Source organism: Clostridium sp. LS3 (assembly GCF_055330225.1).
Genome location: NZ_CM143921.1, coordinates 1,211,291 through 1,233,674, shown reverse-complemented (window position 1 = coordinate 1,233,674; position 22,384 = coordinate 1,211,291). Strand labels below are relative to the sequence as shown.

Here is a 22,384-nt window from a genome sequence, read left to right as displayed (position 1 = left end):
AAATTTTGTTATAATTCTATAGACATTAATAATTATTACCTTGATAAGTATATTCCTGTTGGTTAATTTATGTCAAATTACCATAAATTAGACTAGTCAGTTTAACTTTCATTTTTGCTAATTTACTTCAATTTTCTTCATATTTATACCATTATTGTAAACGATGACTTAAAAATAAAATTCAAAGCAACCTAACATTATTGCTGGTTTATAGCTTTAGAATTTCTATTTAATATGTTATCTTCTACGACTATTCCTTTCTGATTCTATAGAACACTTCTTACATACTTCACCATATGTAAACAAAGTGTTCCAATTAGAATCCTATATGTAATCATACACTTATACCTTAAAGTTCTTATACTTTCTTATAATCATTAGCTGCTGTTTAATATTGTCTTTATGTCTATTTATAATAAAATTTAATCAGGTAATTGATTCTTATATTGCTGATTGCTTATTTTTTCAATTTCCTCAACATAATCATTATCATCCTTATCCTCATCATAATCATATTCTGCTACATTCCTAATCTCATTAAATCTTCCTACTGCTTGGTAACTATCCTCTTCATCAAACCCGACCTCATCTTTATCATGTTGCCCAGCTCTATGCACAAATGGTGTACCAATTACACTTTCTTCAACTACTCTCTTATTAGAATTATAAGTTTTTACTGCACTAACAACATCTTGACATTCAATACAATTTACTGCATAAGGTAAAAACTCTAATCTCTCTTTATCAATATCTTTTCCACATGTTTTACACTTACCATAGCTTCCTTCATCTATAGTTCTTAATGCATCGTCTATTTTATCTAGTAATCCCCTTTCATTCGCTTCAAGAGCCCTACCTTTCTCAACTTCAAAGGTTTCACTAGCTATATCAGCTGGGTGATTGTCATAAAATGATAACTCACTTGAAACCTCTGCATTAAATCTAGTCATTCCATTATTATCTAATTGGTCAATAAGATCAGTAATTCTCTTTTTTTCTTGATTAAGTTTATTTTTATAATATGTTAATTCTTCTCTATTCATTTAAATCATCCTTTCAAAAGTAATGCCTAATTATATTGTCCCAAAAAGATGATTTTTTAGTACACTAATTATAATATTGGTTGAAAATAAAACATAAAACAATATAAATCTCTTAATAAAGCAAAACAGTAGACAGATTCCTTTTTCGGAATACTATCTACTGTATTATTTCTATAGATTAAATTAATACTCTATATATCAGAAAATCTTAAATCTATTTGATAATTATTTTTTAAAATTCACTTCTTTTTCTTTATTTATATTTATAAATGATTTACTTGGTATAGTTTTAGCAATTACTTTTCCTTTTCTTATAGAATATAAAACTTCTGCTCTTCTTCTAACATCATCATAACCACTTTCAGCATTTAATAAAATTAAATTCCCTGGCTTACCTATTTCTATTCCATATTTATCTTCAATATTTAAAGTCCTTGCACTATTGGTTGATATAAATTTTAATGATTCATTTATATCATCATAGCCCATCATTTGGCATGCATGTAATCCAAAATGAACTACTTCTAACATATTTCCTGTTCCTATTGGATACCATGGATCAAATATATCATCATGTCCAAAGCATACATTTATCCCTGCTTCATTAAACTCTTTAACTCTTGTAATTCCTCTTCTCTTTGGATATGTATCAAATCTTCCTTGTAGATGAGTGTTTACTAGAGGTCTTCATTTTTAAATTAAAGTTATACAAAATCCAATTTTTTAGTCTTAAAAAACAAATTTTTTTAATTTATCATTTATTTTACCTAATATTGATGGAACTACTTTTAAAATACTTGGTAAAAATAGAGAAACTAGAAATGCCACAGCACATAATACAAATACTTCATAATACATAGGTTGTCCAACATAAACTTGATATCCATGTATAGACGCAACTGCTATTGCTCCTATTATAATAATCTTAGTTGCAATCCAAGATATTAAATTTATTACCTTGCATAAAAATATTATTATAGACAATACAGCTATTACAGGTAATGCTATTATTTTTAATAGTATGTTAACTGCTTCACTTATCGTAGATGATTCACTTTTTTTCCTATTTGCGACTTTTTTAGTATTATCTCTTTTATACTTTTCTTTATTACCTTCTTTATTTCTATCTTTTGAAGGTTTCTTTTTATCACTTTTTTGTTTATTCATTAATGAATTATTAGAAGATGATTTTTTACTTCTCTTCTTAATTTCTGATTTATCATCATCTTGAAAATTATCATACTCATTCCAAGTATCTCTTTTAAAATTTTTTTGTGGATTCTCATTTAAGCTATTTTTATTAGAATCATTAACAAAAGTTTCTTTATACTGATTTTTTTCTCTTTCAAATTTTATTTCTTCATAAGCTTTATCAAATACTTTTATAAAAGCCTTTGCTCTTCTTTCATCTTTAATTTCTTCTTTTAATTTATTTACTTTGTTTTCATATGCTATTTTTATTTCTTCCATTGATGCATTTTCATCTACACCTAAAATCTTATATTGCTCCATACATCTTCTCCATACTATATATAAAACTATATTTACTATCTTTTGATTAACAATTATTATATCAATTTTTTTCAGTCAATTAAAAGGTAAATATATCCTATAGTATGATTAAAATAAATATTAGTTTCAAAAATTATAAAATTTTCTTTCATACCTTTAGGAAGTATAATCTACTCATTATATGTATCCATATAATCATTCTCGGAGACATAAAAACAAATAGGAACATGTCTTTCATAGCATTCTTCACACATTTCCTTTAAACATTCTGGACATTCTCTTATATCATCTTCATGAATACAGTTTCCACATAACTCACATTCTATCATACACTATCACCTCTAAACATATAATTTAAAATTATATCCCTATCTGATCTTCCTTTCAACTTTATTTTAATTACTACCACATTTATATAATCCTATATAAATACACGAAAGCTCTAAGCATTTTATACTTAGAGCTTTTGCATATTAAAAAGTACACATAAAGATTAAATTTATCTCTATGTATACTTTTCTTTTATGCTATCTATTTTTTATGATATACTCATAACTTTTCCTATCCAATATTCATACTCTCTTGTATTTCTATTATTGCCAGTCAACAACTACTGTGCCTGTTGAATTTGTAGGTACTGTATATACGTGATTATTACCACTTTCCCAAGTTACTAAGGTGCCATTTTTCTTAATGAATTTGTATTCAATACGTGTTCCTGCAGGTACGCTTACATCATAATACCATGTTGGATACTTATATACTACCTGATTATATAAGGCTCCGATAGCTTTGCTTGCATTCCATGAACCTAACTCAGGAACACTCCCAACAAGATAAAGATTTTCACCCAAATTTGTCGTAGCATTTTTCACAACAAATCTTACAGTCACTAAGTCACCACTTACCACATCATAATTTCCATAGATATTACTTTCTATACCTCCAGCTGTTCGAAGTGAAACAGCTACCTTTCCTGCAGGAACATTAGGTACTTTAACCTTTATCTCATTATCACTCCAAGATACAACCTCTGCAGCAACATTTCCAAAACGTACAGTTCCTTTTCCACTTCCAAAGCCCTCTCCTGTTATAACTACTTCTTGTCCTACTTTAGCCATTGGATGAGCTACGTTTCCTATATTAGGTGTACTGGTATTTGTATTATAACTCCATACTGCAGCAGAATTGCCTGCTAAATTAAAATTATTAACTGCACCTTTATTTACTACAATATCATTTCCATTAACTGTCTTACCTAATACATCACTATAATTTCCTGATGGTAATGAAGTGACTAAACCACTAATATTAACACTACTACTTCCCTTATTTAAAGCAACAACTACAACATCATCACCAAATTTTCTTTCATAAATATAAACATCATTATTTATCCATTTCTGTTTTGTATCACCATACCCAAGAGCAGAATTTGATTGCCTTAAAGGTGATAATGCTTTAATTATTTGATAAGCATTGGTATTAGTATTAAATCCACTCATCATACCTCTATTATATGGATCTCCATCACCATTCATATATTGCTCTGTTCCATAGTATATTGCTGGTACCCCTCTTGATGTAAGTGTTAGAACTAATGCTTGATCTACAGATGTATTATTATTTGAAGTTGAGAATCTGTCCATATCATGGTTATCAACAAATATTACTTGATCATTAATGTGTTCATAATCTGTTGCTGTGGAAGTAAACATTGAATCTAATGCATACATATTACTCTTTTTATCTCTAAAAACTTGTCTAACTGTTTGTGCATATCTAAAATCTAATAAACTCATTCCATTATTATTAGCAAAACTACTATTATTAGGATCTACTTCTCCAACACCTAAAAACCATTCTCCAAATGTAAACACAGGTCTATAAGAATAAATAGTATCCATAAAACTCTTTTGCCATTCAAAAGGCATATGTTTTACTGCATCCATTCTAATACCATCAATGCCCATATCTAACCATAATTTAATTGCAGCTTTAAAGTAGGAATCTACAGTTGAATTTAAATGGTTTAAGTCTGCTAAATCATATAGGTTTCTATATATTCCATCTTCTAAGGTTGAAAAATCTGTTCCACCATAATGATTAAATAAATTTTTACTATCGTTAGTTAATCCACCAAGTAATGTGCCATTATCATATAACTTTCCATTTTCAGCATAGGTAGGAGTATCCTCTGATGCTGGGGAAGTATGATTAGGTGCAAAATCAATTATTACTTTTATTCCCTTGCTATGAGCAGTATCAACTAATCTTCTGAAATCATCAAAATTACCGAAGGCTGGATTAGTTTTCTTGAAATCTCTAGCCCAATATCCATGATAAGCTGTTCCTCCTGAATTTAATACTGAGTAGATATTTTCAACTGGTTGGGAAATCCATAGAGCAGTTATTCCCATATTAGTTAAGTATCCATCATTAACTTTGTCTATAATTCCTTGCCAATCCCCTCCAAAATATTTTTTATAATCACTCTTAGTTGAATCATATAACCCTCCTGAAGGGTTATTTGCTTTATTTCCATCATAAAACCTATCAGTTACTACCTGATAGATTACATCCTTTGAGTAATCAACCTTATTTATTCCATTTTGACTTGTGGCATAAGTTTCTGTATTGGATTGAGCAAATACTGTCTTATAGTTAACTGGACCTACATAACTTACTATAAGCAATACTAATGATAACATTGAAATTCCAAATCTTCTTAAAGTTTTCATTTATACATCCTCCTTAAATTTCATTTTTAAACATTAATTTAGGATATCTTTGTATTAAATAAATATTTCTACTTTATCATTTTTAAAATTTTAAATTCCATTGGAGCTAAAACTAAATTTTCCTCAATTTCTCTATCATTATTATTTAATAGCTCTTTAAAATTTTTATATAAATTTAATTCTACTTCTACCTCAATCTCATTATTATTAATTGCAACAATAACCTTATTGTTATCATTATTGACCCTTTCAAACACTATAACATTATTGTTACAATAAATCTCATTATATTCACCGTAAATAAGTTCACTATTTTCTTTTCTTATCTTTATTAACCTTTTGTATAAATCAAATAATTCTCTTTTTTGCTTTTCTTTATCCCATATCATACATTTTCTTGATAATGGTTCCTCTCCTCCATCTAAACCTATTTCATCTCCGTAGTATATATATGGAACTCCTATATAACAAAATTGAAAAGCTATGGCTAACTTCATTCTTTTAATATCATTTTTGCATTCTGTTAAAAATCTTTGTGTATCATGGCTTCCAAATAAATTCCATAATTGTCTAGTTATAGATTCTATATATATAACCCTGTTTTGAGCTAAAATTTCACTAAATTGCTGAACCGATATAGATCTTTTAGCGAAAAAATCTATCAAAGCTCCTTTAAAAGGATAATTCATAATGCTATCAAGTTGATCCCCCTTTAAAAATGATGTTGCTTCATGCATTATTTCTCCAACAATAATTGCATTATGATTTGCTTCTTTTACTGTTTTCTTAAATGCTCTCCAAAAATCATGATCAACTTCATCACAAACATCAAGCCTCCAACCATCAACTCCTACTTCATCAATCCAAAATTTAGCTACATTTAATAAATATTGCGTAACTTCTTTATTGGAAATATTAAACTTAGGCATTGTATAAACATTATTTGCAAAGGTATAATAATTAACCCTTTCCTTATCAATAGGATAGGAATCTACTAAATACCAATCCTTATATAAAGAGCTATCACCATTTTTAACAATATCTTCGAAGGCAAAAAAATCATCTCCTGAGTGATTAAAAACTGCATCTAATACTATTTTCATATTTCTTTTATGACACTGTTTAACTAATTCTTTAGCATCTTCAATATCTCCGAACTGTGGATCTATTACAAAATAATCACCTATATTATACTTATGATTTGATGAAGATTTAAATATTGGAGTTAAGTATATTAAATCTATTCCTAATTCCATTAAATAATCTAGCTTATTAATAATCCCCTTAAGATCTCCTCCGAACATAGAAGTCCTTGTTACATCTTCTCCCCATTCCAACACATTAGGTGGATTATTACTACTGTCTCCATTACAAAATCTATCAACAAAAATTTGATATACTACAGATTCCTGAAGCCATTTCACTTCATCATATAAATCCCCTTTAGCTATATATGGATACTGAAATGCTGTAGCTTCCTTTCTATCTATATCATTATTCCTTATACCTCTTTCATCTAGGTAAAATAAATTTCCATATAAATCAGTTAACTTGAAATAATATCTGTATCTATTTCTATCTACAGAAATGTCTACATGATAATAATCAAATAAATCTGTTTTATTCTTTATATACATTTCAACTACATTAAAGTCATTTTCCCAATCATATCTATCTTTATAATATAGTTCACATTTTTTTATATCATTTTTAGCTGTTCGTAAAACTATTGATAAGGTATCTAAATCTTTTCCATAAGCATATGGTACATCTGTTATATGGTATATTGCGTGTCTATTCACCTCTAGTTCCTCCTATAATTATTCCTTAACTGCTCCAGCAACTAATCCACTTGCAATAAACTTTTGTATAGACATAAATACAATTGCAAGAGGTATTGATACCATTACTGATGCTGCTGCATACTGCGGCCAATTTGTTACTTTATCACCCATTAACCCTTTTAACCCTACTACAACTAATCTCATTGACTTTTCTTTAATTAAGGCAGAAGAGAATACAAATTCTCCAAATAGACCAATAAATGAAAAGAAGAATATTACTACTGCCATAGGCTTACTTAATGGTAAAATTATATTTGTAAATACTTGCCATGTAGTTGCACCATCCACCTTCGCGGCTTCATCTAATTCCTTTGGTAGTCCATCCATAAAACCTTTCATTAGCCAAATATTATACGCACTCCCTGTACAAAGGATTAAGGATAAAAACCATAAATTATCCATACCATATTGAAATTTATATGCTACAGCTAGTATCGCTGGTACTGTCATACTTGCTGGAAACATTTGAATTATAAGTAATCCCATTAATCCTTTTTTCTTACCTCTAAATTTAAATCTTGAAAAAGCATATGCTGCTGGCAAAGTCATTAATATTTGGGCAGTAGAAACTAATAAGGCAACAAAGGTAGTGTTTACCATCCATTTTAAAAATCCATTATTATTTAATAAAACTGCTTTATAATTCTCAAATGTTATTGTCTGCGGGATTAATGATTTCTGCATAAAGCTTGTACCAGAAGATATGGATGCAGAAACTATTGCAAATACAGGAAACAATATTACTAGTATTGATATCCAAATAAATATTCTTTTTATCCATAATATGCTTCTTTCCCTAACAGATATTTTACGTTTATATTGTAAGTTATATACAGTAATACTTTCCTTATTTTTAACTTTGATATTAAGATTACTCTCTGCCATTAATCTTCCACCTCCTTAAACTGACCTGAAATATTCATATTAATTATTGATAATGCTGCAATTATTATAAAAATCAATATTGACATTGCAGCACCTAGCCCAAAATTCCCTTGACTAGTTGACATTTTATATGTTGCAGAGCCTAAGAGGTCTGTCCAACCTGCAAATGATGATCCCGCCTTTGTTGGTCCTCCCTCTGTCAATAAAAATGCTGAATTAAAGTTATTAAAATTAAAAGCAAAATTAGCAATTAATAAAGGATATGAGGTTTTTGCTAATGATGGTAAAGTTATCTTAAAGAACTTTTGTATACCACTAGCTCCATCTATATCTGCTGCCTCATAATAAGTAGTTGGAATAGCTGTTAATGACCCTATACAGACATTCATCATATACGGAAATCCAAGCCAAATATTTACTAATATCACTACTAATCTTGCTGAAAAAGGTGTTGTTAGCCACATTACTGGCTCATTAATAATGTGTAAGTTTTGAAGTATAATATTTATAGCTCCATACTGACTGTTAAACAAACTTTTATATGAAATTATAGTTATAGCCCCTGGTAATGCCCAAGGTATTATTAATAGACCTTTATATATAAATGATTCCTTCATATTTTTATCGTTAAGTACAAGTGCAAATATTAGACCAACTAAATAGCAACCTAGAGTTGATATTGTTGTAAAAATTAATGTCCATATTAAAAGAGGAAAGAATTCTGATTTTAATGGACCAACTAATACTTGTTTAAATTGATATAACCCTACTATGCTCCATCCATTTTCACTTCCATAAGGATAATTCTGATTTTTTATACTATAATCAGTAAATGCTAAAAAGATATTGTATAAAGTAGGTAGTACACTTAAAATGGCAATACTAATTAATGCTGGCGCTAGATACTTATATGCTTTAATATTATCTTTATATCTAATTTTTTCTTTCTTCATACATTTCCTCCTCCACCAAAGCAACTCTTTATTGATACTGATAATCTAATTAGTAATTAAGAGGAAGGCTTAAGTCCATTCCTCTTAAAAACAAATAAAATTTGGGAGCATAATTAATTATTTTGATACTCCTATAGCATCTTTAACTGCCCTTTGGATATCTTCCGCAACAGTCTTTGGATCTTCACCTAATAATATTCTTTGTATATTTTTAACTCCATCCCAAATAGCTTGAGTTTCGGAAACGTTTGGCATTGGAACTGCAGATTTTAATTGCGCTATAAAACCTTTAGTATAGTCATTATTAGCAACTTCACTCTTCTCTAATTCTGATTTAAGAACTGAAATTCTATTACCCACTTCATATAATTTATCACCACTATTTTCAATTAAATATTTCATTAACTTCCATGTATCATCCTTAGACTCGGATTTGCTACTTACAAATGCTGATTGAACACCCATAAATGATTTTGCTGGTACTCCATTAATTTTAGGGATTGCAGTAATACCAAAATTAACTCCTGCTTCTTTAAAACCACTTACATCCCATGGTCCACCAATATAAAATATTGCTTCACCAGACTTAAAAGAATTATTTGCTATATCACCTGTTATATCTGGAACCATAAACTTGTCCTTTTGAACTAAATCTTGTAAGTATTGATATGCTTTTATAGAACCTTCGGAATTAAATCCTAAATTATTAACATCTAAACTACCATTTCCACCACCAAACACATATCCACCATATGATTGAACAAATGCTGCTGTATAGTAGAAATCATTAATCGGAAATTGGAATCCTGATGGTCCATGGGCTTTAGCTTGCTCTACTAATTCATTCATAGTTTCTGGTAATTTACTAACAATATCCTTATTATAAAATAACGCGTATGTTTCCATTGAAATCGGAACACCATAAGCCTTTCCATCATATGAAACTGCATCCCATACATTACTACCTACATAATCATCTCTATTAACGAAATCACTTGGCACTTCTTCTAATAATCCAGCTGCCTGGAATGTACCTAAATTATTATGTGCAATTCCAAATAACATATCTGGTCCTTTAGCTGAATTTGCTGCTTGCAAGAATTCTTGATAGCCTGAATTATCTTTTAAAACCTTAACTTTCTTATTATTCTCTTTTGCCCATTGTTGAGCAATTTCATTTACAGCTTCAACTTCGTTGTCCATTAAATTTGACCATACAACTATTTCTTTATCATTATTTTTTTTACTATTATTACTACTTGCACATCCCCACAACGCTGAAACTCCCATTACCACTGTAAGCATTGATGCAATTAATTTGACTTTTTTATTCATAAATAATCCCTCCATAATTAAGCTAATAACTAGAAAACGATTGCAACCTTTATATTTTTATTATACTTATTATTAAAATTAACTTTTGTTTTAAATTGAATTTTTTTGTTTATTTTGTATGTATTTTCCTCTAATTGTTATATAATTTATTTAATATTACTTTTTTTGGGGGATAAGGCTATGTATGATTCTGATGAATTTCTATTTATTAATGAGATTACTTTTTTAATAGAAAATAAAGATCGTAATACTTTACTAAACTTAACTTTAGATAAACATGATAATGAAACAAAAGAAAATTTACTAATAGTAACCAAACAAAATGATCTTATAATGTGGAATGTAATATTTGCTAGAGAAGTAGTTAGAAATGGTAGTACAAAGACATACCTTCACACTTTGTATAATAAATATTACAACGCTATACAAAATGCTAAAAAGTTATATACTTTGCAACAACTAGAAATCGATATGATTAACTCATATTTTGATATATTAATTAATTATGTTGAATTAAAAAACAACCTAATCTTAAATAAAATAATAGGCTATCTTTATATTCATATAGAAAATAATACTACTTTAGAAGAAATAGCTACTGATCTAAACTTATCTGTTGGATATTTATCAAATACTTTTAAAAAAAATATGGGAATCTCAATAATGAAGTACTTTAAAGAGCTAAAAATTAATCGAGCTAAGGTGCTTCTTATTACAACAAATAAAAGTATTTTAGAAATATCTACTCTTCTTTGTTTTTGTGATCAAGGGAACTTCTGTAAATCTTTTAAAAGTATTGTTGGTTTAACTCCAAGTCAATTTAGAAATCAAAACATATAAGTTTAAATAAAGGGGCTGTATCAGATTGAACAAAAATGTTCAATCTGATACAGCCCCTTCTTCTGGAACTACTATATGATTTTCAAAGCCCCATCATTGTAACATTATCCATATATAGTTTTATTATATTTTAAATTAAATCATAATTTTTCATAGCATAATATAAACCATCATGGTCAATATCTTCTGTAATATATTCGCATAATTCTTTTATTTCCTCTGGAGCATGTCCCATATCAATGCTATGATTTGCAAACTTTAACATATCAAAATCATTATAGTCATCCCCAATGGCATATATATCCTCTTTATCTATATTAAAATAATCTAAGATTACTTTCATACCAGCACTTTTAGTAATTCCCATTTCACTAATTTCTCCACCTGAGAACACTTTTCCTAAGGATAACTTAACTACATTATATTACTTAGAGTTAACTCTAAGTCAAGAATTATTTTGCTTTTTTAAATAATTTCCTAAATATATTTTATTTGTTACAAGCATATGTATATTATCAGGGCATGCATTAGTCTCTATAATTTATAATCCATTTCTTTTACATATTTCACGTAATATCTTACCAGTTTCTAATTTATACTTTTCATATATAATCTGTTTTCTATATTTCGGTGCAAATACTATATGATATTGGCACCTCCATTCTATATGTGATAAGCTTTCTATGTCGTTACCTATATGACACCTGCTATGATTTTTTGTTTTACGGTTGTCAGTCGCTTTCATTCTATCATGGGAGTTCTTTTTTGCTCTGAGCTAAAGCAATTTTACCTACTTGAATAGCCAGTGGTTATCAAAGCAATATAAAAAACCTTCCAAGTAGCTTTGGAAGGTTTACTTATTAATTTAAAGTTCTTAAATATGCCATGTACTTATATACTTCATCACCTGATTTTTCAAATTCAAGTCTACATGCATTTACAAGTTTTATTGTATGATCATTATTCGAATTAATACTTGCCTTTATTATATCCTTAAATTCAGGTAAATCTTGTGGAATATCAACACTTAAATTTATAACTTCAGGACTACCTATTGTAATATAAGCAGCTAAAATAGCTAACCAATAATCCTGTAATATATATTCCTTATCCTTAACTAAAGGCAATAAGTTTTTAAGTGCCTCTTTAGATGTAACTGCATGTAATATTGTAAAATTTTTAGTCTCTACAAATAATTTATTTATAATTATATCTAATTGTGATAATACCTCTGAATCATTTCCTTTCAAAGTAAAAGCATTCTTCTTAAATCCATCCAATCTGTATATCTTTTCTATCCTATCAACAATTAAATTTCCACTACACTCTTCATCCTTAATTGATTCTACAAGTATTTTAAGAGACTCTAATGGATTTTCTGCTTTAGGCGGTAGAACATCAAATTGATGTGGTGCAAAGGTTGAAGCGAAATAACTTAATGATTTTATAACCTCTTCCTCATTTTCACTTCTTACAGCAAATGATAATCTAATCAATGGATGAAAAGCCCGAGCTGCAACTCCTTTAATTAATTTAGGTAAAAATTCTCCTATTATCTCTAAATAATTTGATTTATTTATTTTTTGAAAAAAATAATCATAATATGAACCTAGAGAATCTTCAATACCTAAATATTTCTCAAAATTTTCATCATCTATATTGTATAACTTCGTAAAATCTTCCTTAGATATTTTTATTCTCTCAATTGTTTTGTCTAAATATTCTTCTATTTCATTAAAAGGAACTCCTAACTCATATAGTGAATAGCTTACCATAGGTATATGGCTAGATAATCCTCCATTGTAATCACTGGCATACTCCTCATATTTATTAAAAAATTCTTTAAACATAACTCCTCCTATTGAAAAATATTATCAATTATATTTTACCACTCTGGTAATGCTTGTCAATAAGTTAGTATTTATCATTACTCTTTAATGCTAAAGGCTATCCAACGTCCATCAATGTTCTCTAATACAAATTCGTCTTTAAAGTCTCAATCTTATCCCATATTATTAAAATTATACTTCCAATTAAATAACATAGAATATCCTGTATATCAAATGTACTACCAAGAATAATTGAAAGTATTTTATTATCTTGTAACCCCATAACTTCTAGGATGTTAAAATATTGCATACCTTCAACAAATGCTGCAAAAACAAATAAATATATAGCTAAAAACCGTATTGGCTCTTTAATAAAAATTCTTATAAAAGTATACATTAATATAATTACTAGAATATCTCCAATATATGGCCTAATAATTCTATCATTTATAAAAAGTGCAATTCCAACCTCAATTAAAAATAAAGTAATGAAAGCTATTAAGTATTTAATATTAATTTTCATATATTCTCCTAGTGACTACTTATTAACCTTTTTCCACCTTAACACAATTAACTATCTATTCTTAATTATACCAAAAAGAGCTAGCAACAAGCTAACTCTTAAAATTTATAAACTTTACTATTCTTTTGTTGTCCATTTCTCACAATTCCACACATCCGTTACCACATCTTTGTAGAACTCTGGTTCGTGACATACTAAAAGAATACTACCTTTATATTCTTTTAACGCTCTTTTTAGCTCATCTTTGGCATCAGCATCTAGGTGATTTGTTGGCTCATCTAGAATCAAAATGTTAGTTGGCTTATTTAAAAGCTTACAAAGCCTTACTTTCGCTTGTTCTCCACCACTTAAGATATCCATAGTACTTTCAATATGCTCCCTAGTCAATCCACACCTAGCAAGCTTTGTTCTTATCTGAGTTTGGCTATCTTTTGGAAACTCATCCCATAATTCTTTTATCACAAGTTTCTTTGTAACCTCTTCCTTCACTTCCTGCTGGTAATAACCGATATTCTGAAGGACTCCTAGAGTTACCTCTCCGTCTATTGGGTTCAATAGACCTATCAAACTCTTTAAAAGCGTAGTTTTACCTATTCCATTAGCACCTATAAGAGCAATCTTATCCTCCCTCATCATCTTTAAATTTAATAGAGAGGTCAATGGTCTTTCATAGCCAATGACTAAATCCTTTGTTTCAAAGATTAAGCTTCCAGAAGGGCTAGCTTCTTGAAAAATGAAATGTGGTTTAGGCTTATTTTTTACTATTTCTATTCTCTGGATTTTGTTAAGCTTCTTCTCTCTGGACTTTGCCATAGCAGCTGTAGATGCCCTAACCTTATTCTTTCTTATATAATCCTCAAGAATTTCAATCTCCTTCTGTTGTTTATTATAGTCTATTAATATCTGTGTTTTTCTCTCCTCGTACAATTTTAGGAACTTCTCATAGTTGCCTACATATCTAGTTAATTTTTTATTTTCTAAATGATAAACTACATTGATAACACCATTTAAAAATGTATTGTCATGGGAGATTACTATAAAAGCATTTTCATAGTTTGATAAATATCCATTGAGCCATTCTATATTCTCCTCGTCCAAGTGATTTGTTGGCTCATCCAAAAGCAAAATATCAGGTTTTTCTAGGAGCAATTCCCCAAGTAATATCTTGCTCCTCTGTCCACCACTTAATTGCGAGGTTCCTCTATCCAGTAAATCTTTAAACCCAAGACCTGTGGCTATTCCTTCTATTTTAGATTCTATAGAATAGAATTCACCTTTCTCTAAGGTTTCCTGTAATACTCCTATTTTATTAAGGGCCTTCTCCATTTCTTCCCCAGCCATGGTACTCATATTTTCATATATCTTATTTAAATTTTTCTCTATATTAAAAAGCTCTGTAAAAGCTGTTCGCAAATACATCCTCACTGTATCCTCATCTCTAAGTTTCACATTTTGATCCATATAGCCAACTGAAACCTTTCTGTTCCACTCTATAGTTCCTTGATCTGGCAATATTTCATTGCTAATCAGCTTTAGGAAGGTAGTCTTTCCCTCTCCATTAGCACCAACTAGACCAATATGCTCTCCATTTAATAAATTAAAAGACACATCATTAAAAATCTGTCTATCCCCAAACCCCTGTGACATGTTAGTCACTTTCAAAATACTCATTTGTTAATTCCCCTCTTTTATTTCATTTCTAACCATTGCTATTTTTCATTGCTTCAAGAGAAAAGCATTCGTAACAATCATCTATTTTAGCTTAGCATGTTCTAAATCAAAACTACAAGTTCATAAACATTTCTGTAAAGATCTCTATCAAAAAAGCAGGTGATACAACCTATAACCTAAGTCATATTACCTGCTTATAATTACGGGGAATATACTTCCCTATTTTTATACAATCTCACTATTCTTCTTATACTAGCCTCGCTTAAATAAAAGGCATTAGATAATTCCTTTACAGAAGTTCCCTCTTTATATTTGCATATAATCTTTCTATTTCTAATATCCAACTCCTTCAAGGCTCCACTGTTCTCTCCCCAAGTCTTTTTATTTTCATCTTTTCTTGGGATATATAGATATTCTCCATCTATATATTCCTGAACTATTTTCAATATTTTCTCTGGAAGAATATCTTGCGCTTTTTCATATCTCATAAATCATTGCTCCTTTATCTACACTTATTTTGTAAATAAGGCACAACGATTAATAAAACATATATATCAAATTAATCTTTTAAATCAGCTCTGAACAACTTGTTTCATGTCTTACAATCGTTGTGCAGAGCTAACTACAGCGCAGTTATTTTCAATCACTTTCAATCACCTCATTATAAATTACAATAGCCTATAAGTAAGATTATACCTCAATTCAATTAACTTATAAAGTTAAATTCATCATAGAACTACCTTCAATTTATATATTATTTTATTTTTATGTCTATAATCACAATGTTATTGTTCATAAAATAAAGGTTAAGAATACTTTTATGCTTCTCAACCTTATAATTAGCTGTTTTAACTCTAAATCTTTGTTAATATTATTTTATTTAGTTTTTCAGCAGATCAATTCTACCTATATTATCATTATAAAACAAAATATGTATTAATTTTACGATCTCTTATTGACCTTTAATATCTTCAACCTTTATAAATTAGATATATTTTCTAAAATATAATATTACATTAAGATATTCTACCTTTATACTCACCATTAATTTTAAATATATTTACACCATACATATTTGAATATGCTTTCTCACTACCTTCTGGCATTAGCTTTAATTGGATGCTTAAGTCACAATTAGCATTTTCAATTAATGTCATATCTTTTTCTATTTTTAAAGGCTCTACATTAATATTCTTTCCATCAGCAACATCAAGATCTAACCTAGTCATCTTCAACATTTTATCTAATTTTGATTTATCTTCAGCTGTAATAGGTATTAACTCACTATAATCATCATTATCACTAACTATTCTATCATCAATATTTTTTCCAGCAAAAAAATCTTTTAATAATTGAACTGCAAAATCCACCTCTGAATAATCACCTTTTTTATAGTTAATTCCTTCTTCAACATCAACTATTACTGTATAATCTTCTAAATCAGCTACATTGCCTTTTGCATTAGATGAACTATCCTGTGTTTTACTATCTCCTACAGCTTTATCATTATCTGATTTACTATCCTTAGAACCATCCTTCTCTGAAGAATTATCTTTTTTATCCTCTACTTTAGGTTTATTATCACCCTTTTGATCTTTCTCTGTTTTACCACATGCTATTAGACTTGTTGATAAAATACAAATAGACATAATTAGCAATAAAAATTTCTTTTTCATCATGTATCCTCCTTTTTCCTGTCTAGTTAATTATATCATTATTATATAAATTTTGTATATATTGATTTTTTCATTTATATATTTAAATTAATATTAAAGATTGTTACATAATAACAAAAAAGCTCCAAGCCTTAATATTATAAAGGCTTGAAGCTACTTCTTATTAATTATCTAATAGTTGTCATTATACTATTTTAGTTGTCCATTCCTCAAAACCATTTCCACAATAATATGTCTTTATGTTTTTAGGAGTTCTACTGGAAGCTACGATTACCACTTATTTCAACTAGATATATAATATTTTTATTATAGCTAAAGGATGATTTATTTTATGAAGCAAATAAAAAGATTTATTATTATAGCTTTGTTATTATCTATATCACTAACACTATACCGCTTTACTCCTACTAGAATTACTCCAAAAGAAGAGCTATCCGAAGATGATATAAAAATAAAAGTTCACCTACAGGTAACAACAGACCCTCTTTATTAACTGAAAGAAGATAAAAATAAATATGTACTATTTTAAAAACTAATATTATGAGGTGAATGTTGAAAATGATTTATTAACCTTATTTAAGCAAAATTTATATAACTAAGCATAAAATCAAAGCATATTTTAGAATATATTTATTTAAGTTGCTTTTTTATATAATATAATTTGGTTTTGAATAGAATTTTATTTATTATAAATCATTAGCTATGGTTTTAAATCTTAATTTAACTTATTCTTATTTCTTAGCATTTGATATCATCTGACATGCTAAGCCATCTCTTGTCATCATATTCCACAATATGATGTTATCTCGCTTTGACATCAATCTTTATTAAGCATATACTAATAATACAAGTTGGCCAAGCCAATATGTAAACTTAATATCGCGGGATGGAGCAGTTGGTAGCTCGTTGGGCTCATAACCCAAAGGTCGTAGGTTCAAGTCCTGCTCCCGCAACCAAAACCTTACTCTTACTGTAAGGTTTTTTATTATTTAAAAGCTTCTGAATCATTTGTTAATCCTCTCTCAAAATTTTATTTAAATCATGTTAATTAATTGAAAGATAACAGAGCTAATTTACTCATCATATGTTATACTTTCATTTAGATCATTATGAAAGAAGGTACATATTTAATGAATTATAAAACTTTTGAAAATAAATTTGATGTTAAAGAACACATTGCTTATGCCACTGTTTTAAAGAAAGATGGAAGTGAGTTAGTTTTCCAAATAGATGCTGACGATATTGAAAGAATAAAATCTATGGGAACTTGGTTTGCTGAATGGAATAAAGATTTTAATGCTTATACAATTCAAAATATAAGCAAATCAAAAGGAACTAAGCATTTAAAACAAAGTCTTCAAACAGTTATTTTAAATGCTAATCCAAAAGCTCCTGTTAAACATATTAATGGTAATATGCTAGATAACAGAAAATCTAATTTAGAAATAGTCCCAAGTGCTCAAAAAAATCAATATGAAAAAGTTGATGATAACACCATTGCTATCATTCTAACTAATAAATACGGCACTCCACATGCTAGGGCATTAATTTCTTCTGAAGATTTAAATACTGTTATAACTGACGAGTTTAGCTGGGTTCAATATAAGAAGAATGGAGTTATCATGGTTATCGCCAATACTCCACAGGGTAGAATTCATTTAGATAAACTTATAATGAAGCCTACTGAATCTGAAATTGTACATCACATAAACTTAAACCCTCTGGATTGTAGACGTAGCAACTTAGAAAACAAAGTAATCGAATAAATATCCTAAAGAAAGCCTAGTGATGTAACACTAAGCTTTTCTTATTTATCATATATCAAATTTTTATAAACATCTTATTTTTTATTATTTAATAGTTCGATTATCTTATCTATCCATTCATGTTCCCTAATTTGCTCACCTACAAGTAACACCAGTAACTAAGTCTATTAATCTCATTTGCTTGAGATAAGGTTCACTCTTTATAATCCTAAATCCAATAGTAGTAAAACAAGCTATTATACTATTTTAGTTGTCCAATCCTCACAGTTCCATATCTCTGTCACAACATCTCTATAGAATTCTGGTTCGTGGGATACTAGTAAAATTGATCCTTTGTATTCTTTTAATGCTCTCTTTAATTCGTCTTTTGCATCTACATCTAAGTGATTTGTTGGCTCGTCTAGGATTAATATATTTGTTTCTGTATTTAAAATCTTGCATAGTCTTACCTTTGCAGCCTCTCCACCTGATAAAACCATTATTTTTGATTCTAATTGTTTTGTTGTTAAACCACATTTAGCTAAGGCTGCTCTTATCTCGTATTGTGTTTTACTTGGGAACTCTTGCCACACTTCTTCTATACAAGTATTTGTATTTCCTGATCTATCTTCTTGCTCAAAATAACCTATATGTTGATAGTCTCCTCTATGAACTTTTCCTGATAGTGGTTGTTGTATTCCTAGTAAGCTTTTAAGTAATGTTGATTTACCAAGTCCATTTGCGCCAACTAAAGCTATTTTTTGTCCTCTTTCCATTAATAAGTTTAATGGCTTAGTTAGTGGCGAATCATATCCTATAACTAAATCTTCAGTTTCAAATATTGTTTTTCCAGCTGTTCTTGCTATTTTAAAGTTAAACTCTGGCTTTGGTTTTTCCTTTGAAAGTTCTATTACTTCCATCTTATCAAGCTTCTTTTGTCTTGATTTAGCCATATTAGCAGTAGCAACATTTGCTTTATTTCTTGCAACGAAGTCTTCTAATCTAGCTATTTCCTTTTGTTGCTTTTCATAAGCTTGCTCTAATCTCTTTTTGTTTTCTTCATATAATCTCTTAAATTCGTAGTAATCTCCAACATACCTTGTTAACTTTCTTTCTTCAACATGATAAATTAAGTTAACTACTGAGTTTAAAAATGGTATATCGTGAGAAATTAATATAAAGGCATTTTCATAATTATTTAAATATCTCTTAAGCCACTCTATATGTTCTTCATCTAAATAGTTAGTAGGCTCATCTAAAAGTAGTATGTCTGGATTTTGAAGTAATAACTTTCCAAGTAGTATCTTCGTTCTTTGTCCACCTGATAAATCATCAACATCTTTATCTAAACCTAAATCTAAAAGTCCAAGACCTTTAGCCACTTCTTCTACCTTTGCATCTATTACATAAAAACCATTATGATCTAATAAATCTTGAATAACTGCTGTTCTTTCAAGCATTTTTTCCAGTTCTTCTGGAGTACAATCTCCCATTTTTTCATAAAGAGAGTTCATTTCTGTTTCTAAATCAAATAAATACTTAAAAGCATCTCTTAAAGCATCTCTTATACTTTGCCCTTTTACTAAAGCTGCATGTTGATCCATATAGCCAACTCTAACATTATTAGACCAAATAACCTTCCCTTCATCTGGCATAAGCTTATCTGTTACTATATTCATAAATGTTGACTTACCTTCACCATTTGCTCCAATAAGACCAACGTGTTCCCCCTTTAATAATCTAAAGGATACATCTTCAAAAATAGCTCTATCTCCAAAGCCATGACTCATATCTTTAACTGTTAAAACACTCATTTTTTATCCTCCTGCTTGTTGTTTTAATTCTAAATTTACCTATTTCAAATTTAATTCTATTATCTTTAAATAAATATATAATCTTTATTTAAACTTACATACAAAAATAAGATGTGACACCAATCACACCTTATTTATTATAAACTATAATTCTACAAAATAAATAGATTTTTTTTAACAATTTTAGTATTCATATTCTTTTATGTCTTCACAGATAGATATTTTAAGAGGATTATTTTCAACAAGCTTTTTATAAGAACATAAAAAGTCATTTAATTCTAAGTCAGTTAAATCAATTTTACCTGAGCTTTTTAAAATTACATTAATATCTTCTGTTAAGATACTTACATCATTTTTTTCATTTTTAATAAAATAACTATTTACAGTACTAACTTTTAGTCTATCCTTATACTTTTCTTGAAAGCTCATAGTCTTTCTTGTTTTTTCAAAATTGCCTGCTCCTGGAATAATATTATTAAGACCTAATGACTTTACCTGCTCTTCAATAGATGAAGCATCAAATCCGTATCTTTCCATAAGCTTTGTTTGCATTTTCAAGAACTTATCTTGAGATATGTTATTTTCCTCCATATAAGCCATAATCTTTTTTGTAAAATCGGCCATATTTAACTTTCCAGAAGACATATCATAATAAAGAGAATACATATATGATTCAAATTTATCTATATCTTTATCATTTACTCTATTTTTTAATTCATTAAAATCTATAACTCTGTCCATAAAATAATCAACTCCTATACCTTTAGTAGATGTTATTAATATTATACTCCCATTATAAGTTTTATTCTATTAGGTTAATACAATATTAATATTTTTTTAAGAACAATTAAATATAGTATATCCTTTTACTATTGTATTATAGATTCCATATAAATGTTATATATCTTATAATTAATTTGCAGCTTTAACAGCATTCCAAACTTCTTCGTATAATCTTAATTGGTCTTGTGGTAAATACCTATAAACTTCACATCTATCCATAACTTCATTTGGCATATAAGCACCTTTATTATTTTTAACTTCTTCTGGTTGCTCCTCCATAGCTAGCTTATTTGGAGTTGTGTACCCTATTTCCTCTGCTATTTTATAAGCATTATCTTTTTTACTTACAAAGTTTATAAATTCTTCAGCTGTTGCTTTATCACTTGCATTAGTTGGAATTGCCCATGAATCTAACCAGTAATTAGCTCCTTCTTTTGGAATTACATACTCTAAATTTTCATTTTCATCAGCTAGAGTTAATCCTTCTCCAGACCATATCATAGCAATGGCTGCTTCCCCTGAAGTCATTAAATCTTTAACTTCGTCAGCTCCATATTTTAATACTAACGGCTTTTGTTTTATTAATAAATTTTTAGCTTCTTCAAGTTCTTTTTCATTAGTTGTATTTAATGAGTATCCTAACTTTTTAAGTGCCATTCCTATAGCATCTCTTTGAGCATCTAATACAAATATTTGCTTCTTATATTTTTCATTCCACATTATATCCCAGCTATCAACTGTTTCATTAACTAAATCTTTATTATATATTATTCCTATTGTTCCATTCATATATGGTACAGTATATTCATTATTAGGATCATAAGCTTGTCCCATATCATTTTCATTCATTTCCTTTAAATTTGGAATTTTTTCTTTATCTATTTTTTGAAGAAATCCTTCTTGGATCATTCTATCTGCCATATAATCTGCAACTAAAATTGCATCCCACTTTGTTTTTCCTGAAGATACTTCTATATACATAGTCTCCATATCATCAAAAGTTTTATAATTTACTTTTACATTGTACTTATCTTCAAACTCTTCAATTACTCCTTCTGCTATATTTTCTCCATAGTTTAAGACATTTATAGTTTTTTTATTACTTTTTTGACATCCTGCAAATAAAGTAACAGTTAAAATCATACTGCATATTAAAGCAGATATTTTTATAGATTTTTTCATTAATTTAT

The 22,384-nt window shown here is 28.5% G+C and carries 20 protein-coding genes, 1 tRNA gene and 2 pseudogenes; 4 read left to right on the top strand and 19 right to left on the bottom strand.

Annotated elements, in window-relative coordinates:
- Positions 1-422: 422 nt before the first annotated feature.
- The 9 genes and pseudogenes from ACZJV1_RS05615 to ACZJV1_RS05575 all read right to left on the bottom strand — a co-directional run bounded on the left by ACZJV1_RS05615 (position 423) and on the right by ACZJV1_RS05575 (position 10,313).
- Entirely contained in the window at positions 423-1,043 is a 621-nt protein-coding gene (locus tag ACZJV1_RS05615) for a TraR/DksA C4-type zinc finger protein (protein WP_411170258.1), read from the bottom strand.
- A gap of 225 nt (positions 1,044-1,268) precedes the next feature.
- Positions 1,269-1,727: pseudogene (locus ACZJV1_RS05610) on the bottom strand (amidohydrolase family protein); the annotation flags it as partial.
- A gap of 45 nt (positions 1,728-1,772) precedes the next feature.
- Positions 1,773-2,555, bottom strand: coding sequence for a molecular chaperone DnaJ (locus ACZJV1_RS05605; RefSeq protein ID WP_411170257.1), 783 nt, complete (start codon positions 2,553-2,555; stop codon positions 1,773-1,775).
- A 170-nt stretch (positions 2,556-2,725) separates the two neighbouring features.
- Complete coding sequence (locus ACZJV1_RS05600; RefSeq protein ID WP_411170256.1) at positions 2,726-2,884, bottom strand: hypothetical protein; 159 nt, start codon at positions 2,882-2,884, stop codon at positions 2,726-2,728.
- Between the two features lie 264 nt (positions 2,885-3,148).
- Entirely contained in the window at positions 3,149-5,296 is a 2,148-nt protein-coding gene (locus tag ACZJV1_RS05595; protein WP_411170255.1) for an alpha-amylase family glycosyl hydrolase, read from the bottom strand.
- Positions 5,297-5,364: 68 nt separating this feature from the next.
- Complete coding sequence (locus ACZJV1_RS05590; RefSeq protein ID WP_463651699.1) at positions 5,365-7,098, bottom strand: glycoside hydrolase family 13 protein; 1,734 nt, start codon at positions 7,096-7,098, stop codon at positions 5,365-5,367.
- Between the two features lie 18 nt (positions 7,099-7,116).
- The gene (locus ACZJV1_RS05585) at positions 7,117-8,025 is read right to left on the bottom strand and encodes a sugar ABC transporter permease (RefSeq protein WP_463651698.1); all 909 of its coding nucleotides are present in this window, start codon (positions 8,023-8,025) and stop codon (positions 7,117-7,119) included.
- A complete protein-coding gene (locus tag ACZJV1_RS05580; RefSeq protein ID WP_460288122.1) occupies positions 8,025-8,978 on the bottom strand; it encodes a carbohydrate ABC transporter permease in 954 nt (317 codons plus the stop codon). The genes ACZJV1_RS05585 and ACZJV1_RS05580 overlap by 1 nt, the downstream gene beginning before the upstream one ends.
- A gap of 117 nt (positions 8,979-9,095) precedes the next feature.
- Entirely contained in the window at positions 9,096-10,313 is a 1,218-nt protein-coding gene (locus ACZJV1_RS05575) for a sugar ABC transporter substrate-binding protein (RefSeq protein WP_463651697.1), read from the bottom strand.
- A gap of 180 nt (positions 10,314-10,493) precedes the next feature.
- Here ACZJV1_RS05575 and ACZJV1_RS05570 point away from each other — a divergent pair, with 180 nt between their 5' ends.
- Positions 10,494-11,153, top strand: coding sequence for a helix-turn-helix domain-containing protein (locus ACZJV1_RS05570; RefSeq protein WP_463651696.1), 660 nt, complete (start codon positions 10,494-10,496; stop codon positions 11,151-11,153).
- A gap of 130 nt (positions 11,154-11,283) precedes the next feature.
- On the opposite strand, the gene ACZJV1_RS05565 is transcribed toward ACZJV1_RS05570, so the two are convergent.
- The 7 genes and pseudogenes from ACZJV1_RS05565 to ACZJV1_RS05535 form a co-directional block, all read right to left on the bottom strand.
- Positions 11,284-11,520, bottom strand: a complete 237-nt coding sequence (locus ACZJV1_RS05565) for an HAD family hydrolase (RefSeq protein WP_463651695.1) — start codon at positions 11,518-11,520, stop codon at positions 11,284-11,286.
- A gap of 177 nt (positions 11,521-11,697) precedes the next feature.
- Positions 11,698-11,898: pseudogene (locus tag ACZJV1_RS05560) on the bottom strand (transposase); the annotation flags it as partial.
- Between the two features lie 115 nt (positions 11,899-12,013).
- Positions 12,014-13,003 carry a questin oxidase family protein gene (locus tag ACZJV1_RS05555; protein ID WP_463651694.1) on the bottom strand — a complete coding sequence of 330 codons (990 nt, stop codon included), beginning with the start codon at positions 13,001-13,003 and terminating at the stop codon, positions 12,014-12,016.
- A gap of 121 nt (positions 13,004-13,124) precedes the next feature.
- On the bottom strand, positions 13,125-13,505 hold the full coding sequence (locus ACZJV1_RS05550; RefSeq protein WP_463651693.1) for a ribosomal maturation YjgA family protein: 381 nt from the start codon (positions 13,503-13,505) through the stop codon (positions 13,125-13,127).
- 117 nt (positions 13,506-13,622) lie between these two features.
- Complete coding sequence (locus ACZJV1_RS05545; RefSeq protein WP_463651692.1) at positions 13,623-15,176, bottom strand: ABC-F family ATP-binding cassette domain-containing protein; 1,554 nt, start codon at positions 15,174-15,176, stop codon at positions 13,623-13,625.
- Positions 15,177-15,376: 200 nt separating this feature from the next.
- Positions 15,377-15,664, bottom strand: coding sequence for a CD3324 family protein (locus ACZJV1_RS05540; protein WP_411170246.1), 288 nt, complete (start codon positions 15,662-15,664; stop codon positions 15,377-15,379).
- A gap of 528 nt (positions 15,665-16,192) precedes the next feature.
- Positions 16,193-16,852: a hypothetical protein gene (locus ACZJV1_RS05535; protein WP_411170245.1), complete on the bottom strand. Its 660-nt coding sequence runs from the start codon at positions 16,850-16,852 to the stop codon at positions 16,193-16,195.
- 331 nt (positions 16,853-17,183) lie between these two features.
- Here ACZJV1_RS05535 and ACZJV1_RS05530 point away from each other — a divergent pair, with 331 nt between their 5' ends.
- From ACZJV1_RS05530 to ACZJV1_RS05520, 3 genes are all read left to right on the top strand, one after another.
- Complete coding sequence (locus ACZJV1_RS05530) at positions 17,184-17,345, top strand: hypothetical protein (RefSeq protein WP_463651691.1); 162 nt, start codon at positions 17,184-17,186, stop codon at positions 17,343-17,345.
- A gap of 387 nt (positions 17,346-17,732) precedes the next feature.
- Positions 17,733-17,808: transfer RNA gene (locus ACZJV1_RS05525), tRNA-Met, on the top strand.
- A 174-nt stretch (positions 17,809-17,982) separates the two neighbouring features.
- Positions 17,983-18,618: a hypothetical protein gene (locus tag ACZJV1_RS05520; protein WP_463651690.1), complete on the top strand. Its 636-nt coding sequence runs from the start codon at positions 17,983-17,985 to the stop codon at positions 18,616-18,618.
- A gap of 236 nt (positions 18,619-18,854) precedes the next feature.
- Here ACZJV1_RS05520 and ACZJV1_RS05515 read toward each other — a convergent pair whose 3' ends face one another.
- The 3 genes from ACZJV1_RS05515 to ACZJV1_RS05505 form a co-directional block, all read right to left on the bottom strand.
- Positions 18,855-20,411, bottom strand: coding sequence for an ABC-F family ATP-binding cassette domain-containing protein (locus ACZJV1_RS05515; protein WP_460288134.1), 1,557 nt, complete (start codon positions 20,409-20,411; stop codon positions 18,855-18,857).
- Positions 20,412-20,594: 183 nt separating this feature from the next.
- Entirely contained in the window at positions 20,595-21,152 is a 558-nt protein-coding gene (locus tag ACZJV1_RS05510; RefSeq protein ID WP_463651689.1) for a DUF3867 domain-containing protein, read from the bottom strand.
- 171 nt (positions 21,153-21,323) lie between these two features.
- A complete protein-coding gene (locus ACZJV1_RS05505) occupies positions 21,324-22,376 on the bottom strand; it encodes an ABC transporter substrate-binding protein (RefSeq protein WP_463651688.1) in 1,053 nt (350 codons plus the stop codon).
- Positions 22,377-22,384: the final 8 nt, after the last annotated feature.

What these genes read in the sequence shown, in the direction of transcription:
- ACZJV1_RS05615 (WP_411170258.1), bottom strand. Translation starts at nt 1,043, where the DNA reads ATGAATAGAGAAGAATTAACATATTATAAAAATAAACTTAATCAAGAA.
- ACZJV1_RS05605 (WP_411170257.1), bottom strand. Translation starts at nt 2,555, where the DNA reads ATGGAGCAATATAAGATTTTAGGTGTAGATGAAAATGCATCAATGGAA.
- ACZJV1_RS05600 (WP_411170256.1), bottom strand. Translation starts at nt 2,884, where the DNA reads ATGATAGAATGTGAGTTATGTGGAAACTGTATTCATGAAGATGATATA.
- ACZJV1_RS05595 (WP_411170255.1), bottom strand. Translation starts at nt 5,296, where the DNA reads ATGAAAACTTTAAGAAGATTTGGAATTTCAATGTTATCATTAGTATTG.
- ACZJV1_RS05585 (WP_463651698.1), bottom strand. Translation starts at nt 8,025, where the DNA reads ATGGCAGAGAGTAATCTTAATATCAAAGTTAAAAATAAGGAAAGTATT.
- ACZJV1_RS05580 (WP_460288122.1), bottom strand. Translation starts at nt 8,978, where the DNA reads ATGAAGAAAGAAAAAATTAGATATAAAGATAATATTAAAGCATATAAG.
- ACZJV1_RS05575 (WP_463651697.1), bottom strand. Translation starts at nt 10,313, where the DNA reads ATGAATAAAAAAGTCAAATTAATTGCATCAATGCTTACAGTGGTAATG.
- ACZJV1_RS05570 (WP_463651696.1), top strand. Translation starts at nt 10,494, where the DNA reads ATGTATGATTCTGATGAATTTCTATTTATTAATGAGATTACTTTTTTA.
- ACZJV1_RS05565 (WP_463651695.1), bottom strand. Translation starts at nt 11,520, where the DNA reads ATGGGAATTACTAAAAGTGCTGGTATGAAAGTAATCTTAGATTATTTT.
- ACZJV1_RS05555 (WP_463651694.1), bottom strand. Translation starts at nt 13,003, where the DNA reads ATGTTTAAAGAATTTTTTAATAAATATGAGGAGTATGCCAGTGATTAC.
- ACZJV1_RS05550 (WP_463651693.1), bottom strand. Translation starts at nt 13,505, where the DNA reads ATGAAAATTAATATTAAATACTTAATAGCTTTCATTACTTTATTTTTA.
- ACZJV1_RS05545 (WP_463651692.1), bottom strand. Translation starts at nt 15,176, where the DNA reads ATGAGTATTTTGAAAGTGACTAACATGTCACAGGGGTTTGGGGATAGA.
- ACZJV1_RS05540 (WP_411170246.1), bottom strand. Translation starts at nt 15,664, where the DNA reads ATGAGATATGAAAAAGCGCAAGATATTCTTCCAGAGAAAATATTGAAA.
- ACZJV1_RS05535 (WP_411170245.1), bottom strand. Translation starts at nt 16,852, where the DNA reads ATGAAAAAGAAATTTTTATTGCTAATTATGTCTATTTGTATTTTATCA.
- ACZJV1_RS05530 (WP_463651691.1), top strand. Translation starts at nt 17,184, where the DNA reads ATGAAGCAAATAAAAAGATTTATTATTATAGCTTTGTTATTATCTATA.
- ACZJV1_RS05520 (WP_463651690.1), top strand. Translation starts at nt 17,983, where the DNA reads ATGAATTATAAAACTTTTGAAAATAAATTTGATGTTAAAGAACACATT.
- ACZJV1_RS05515 (WP_460288134.1), bottom strand. Translation starts at nt 20,411, where the DNA reads ATGAGTGTTTTAACAGTTAAAGATATGAGTCATGGCTTTGGAGATAGA.
- ACZJV1_RS05510 (WP_463651689.1), bottom strand. Translation starts at nt 21,152, where the DNA reads ATGGACAGAGTTATAGATTTTAATGAATTAAAAAATAGAGTAAATGAT.
- ACZJV1_RS05505 (WP_463651688.1), bottom strand. Translation starts at nt 22,376, where the DNA reads ATGAAAAAATCTATAAAAATATCTGCTTTAATATGCAGTATGATTTTA.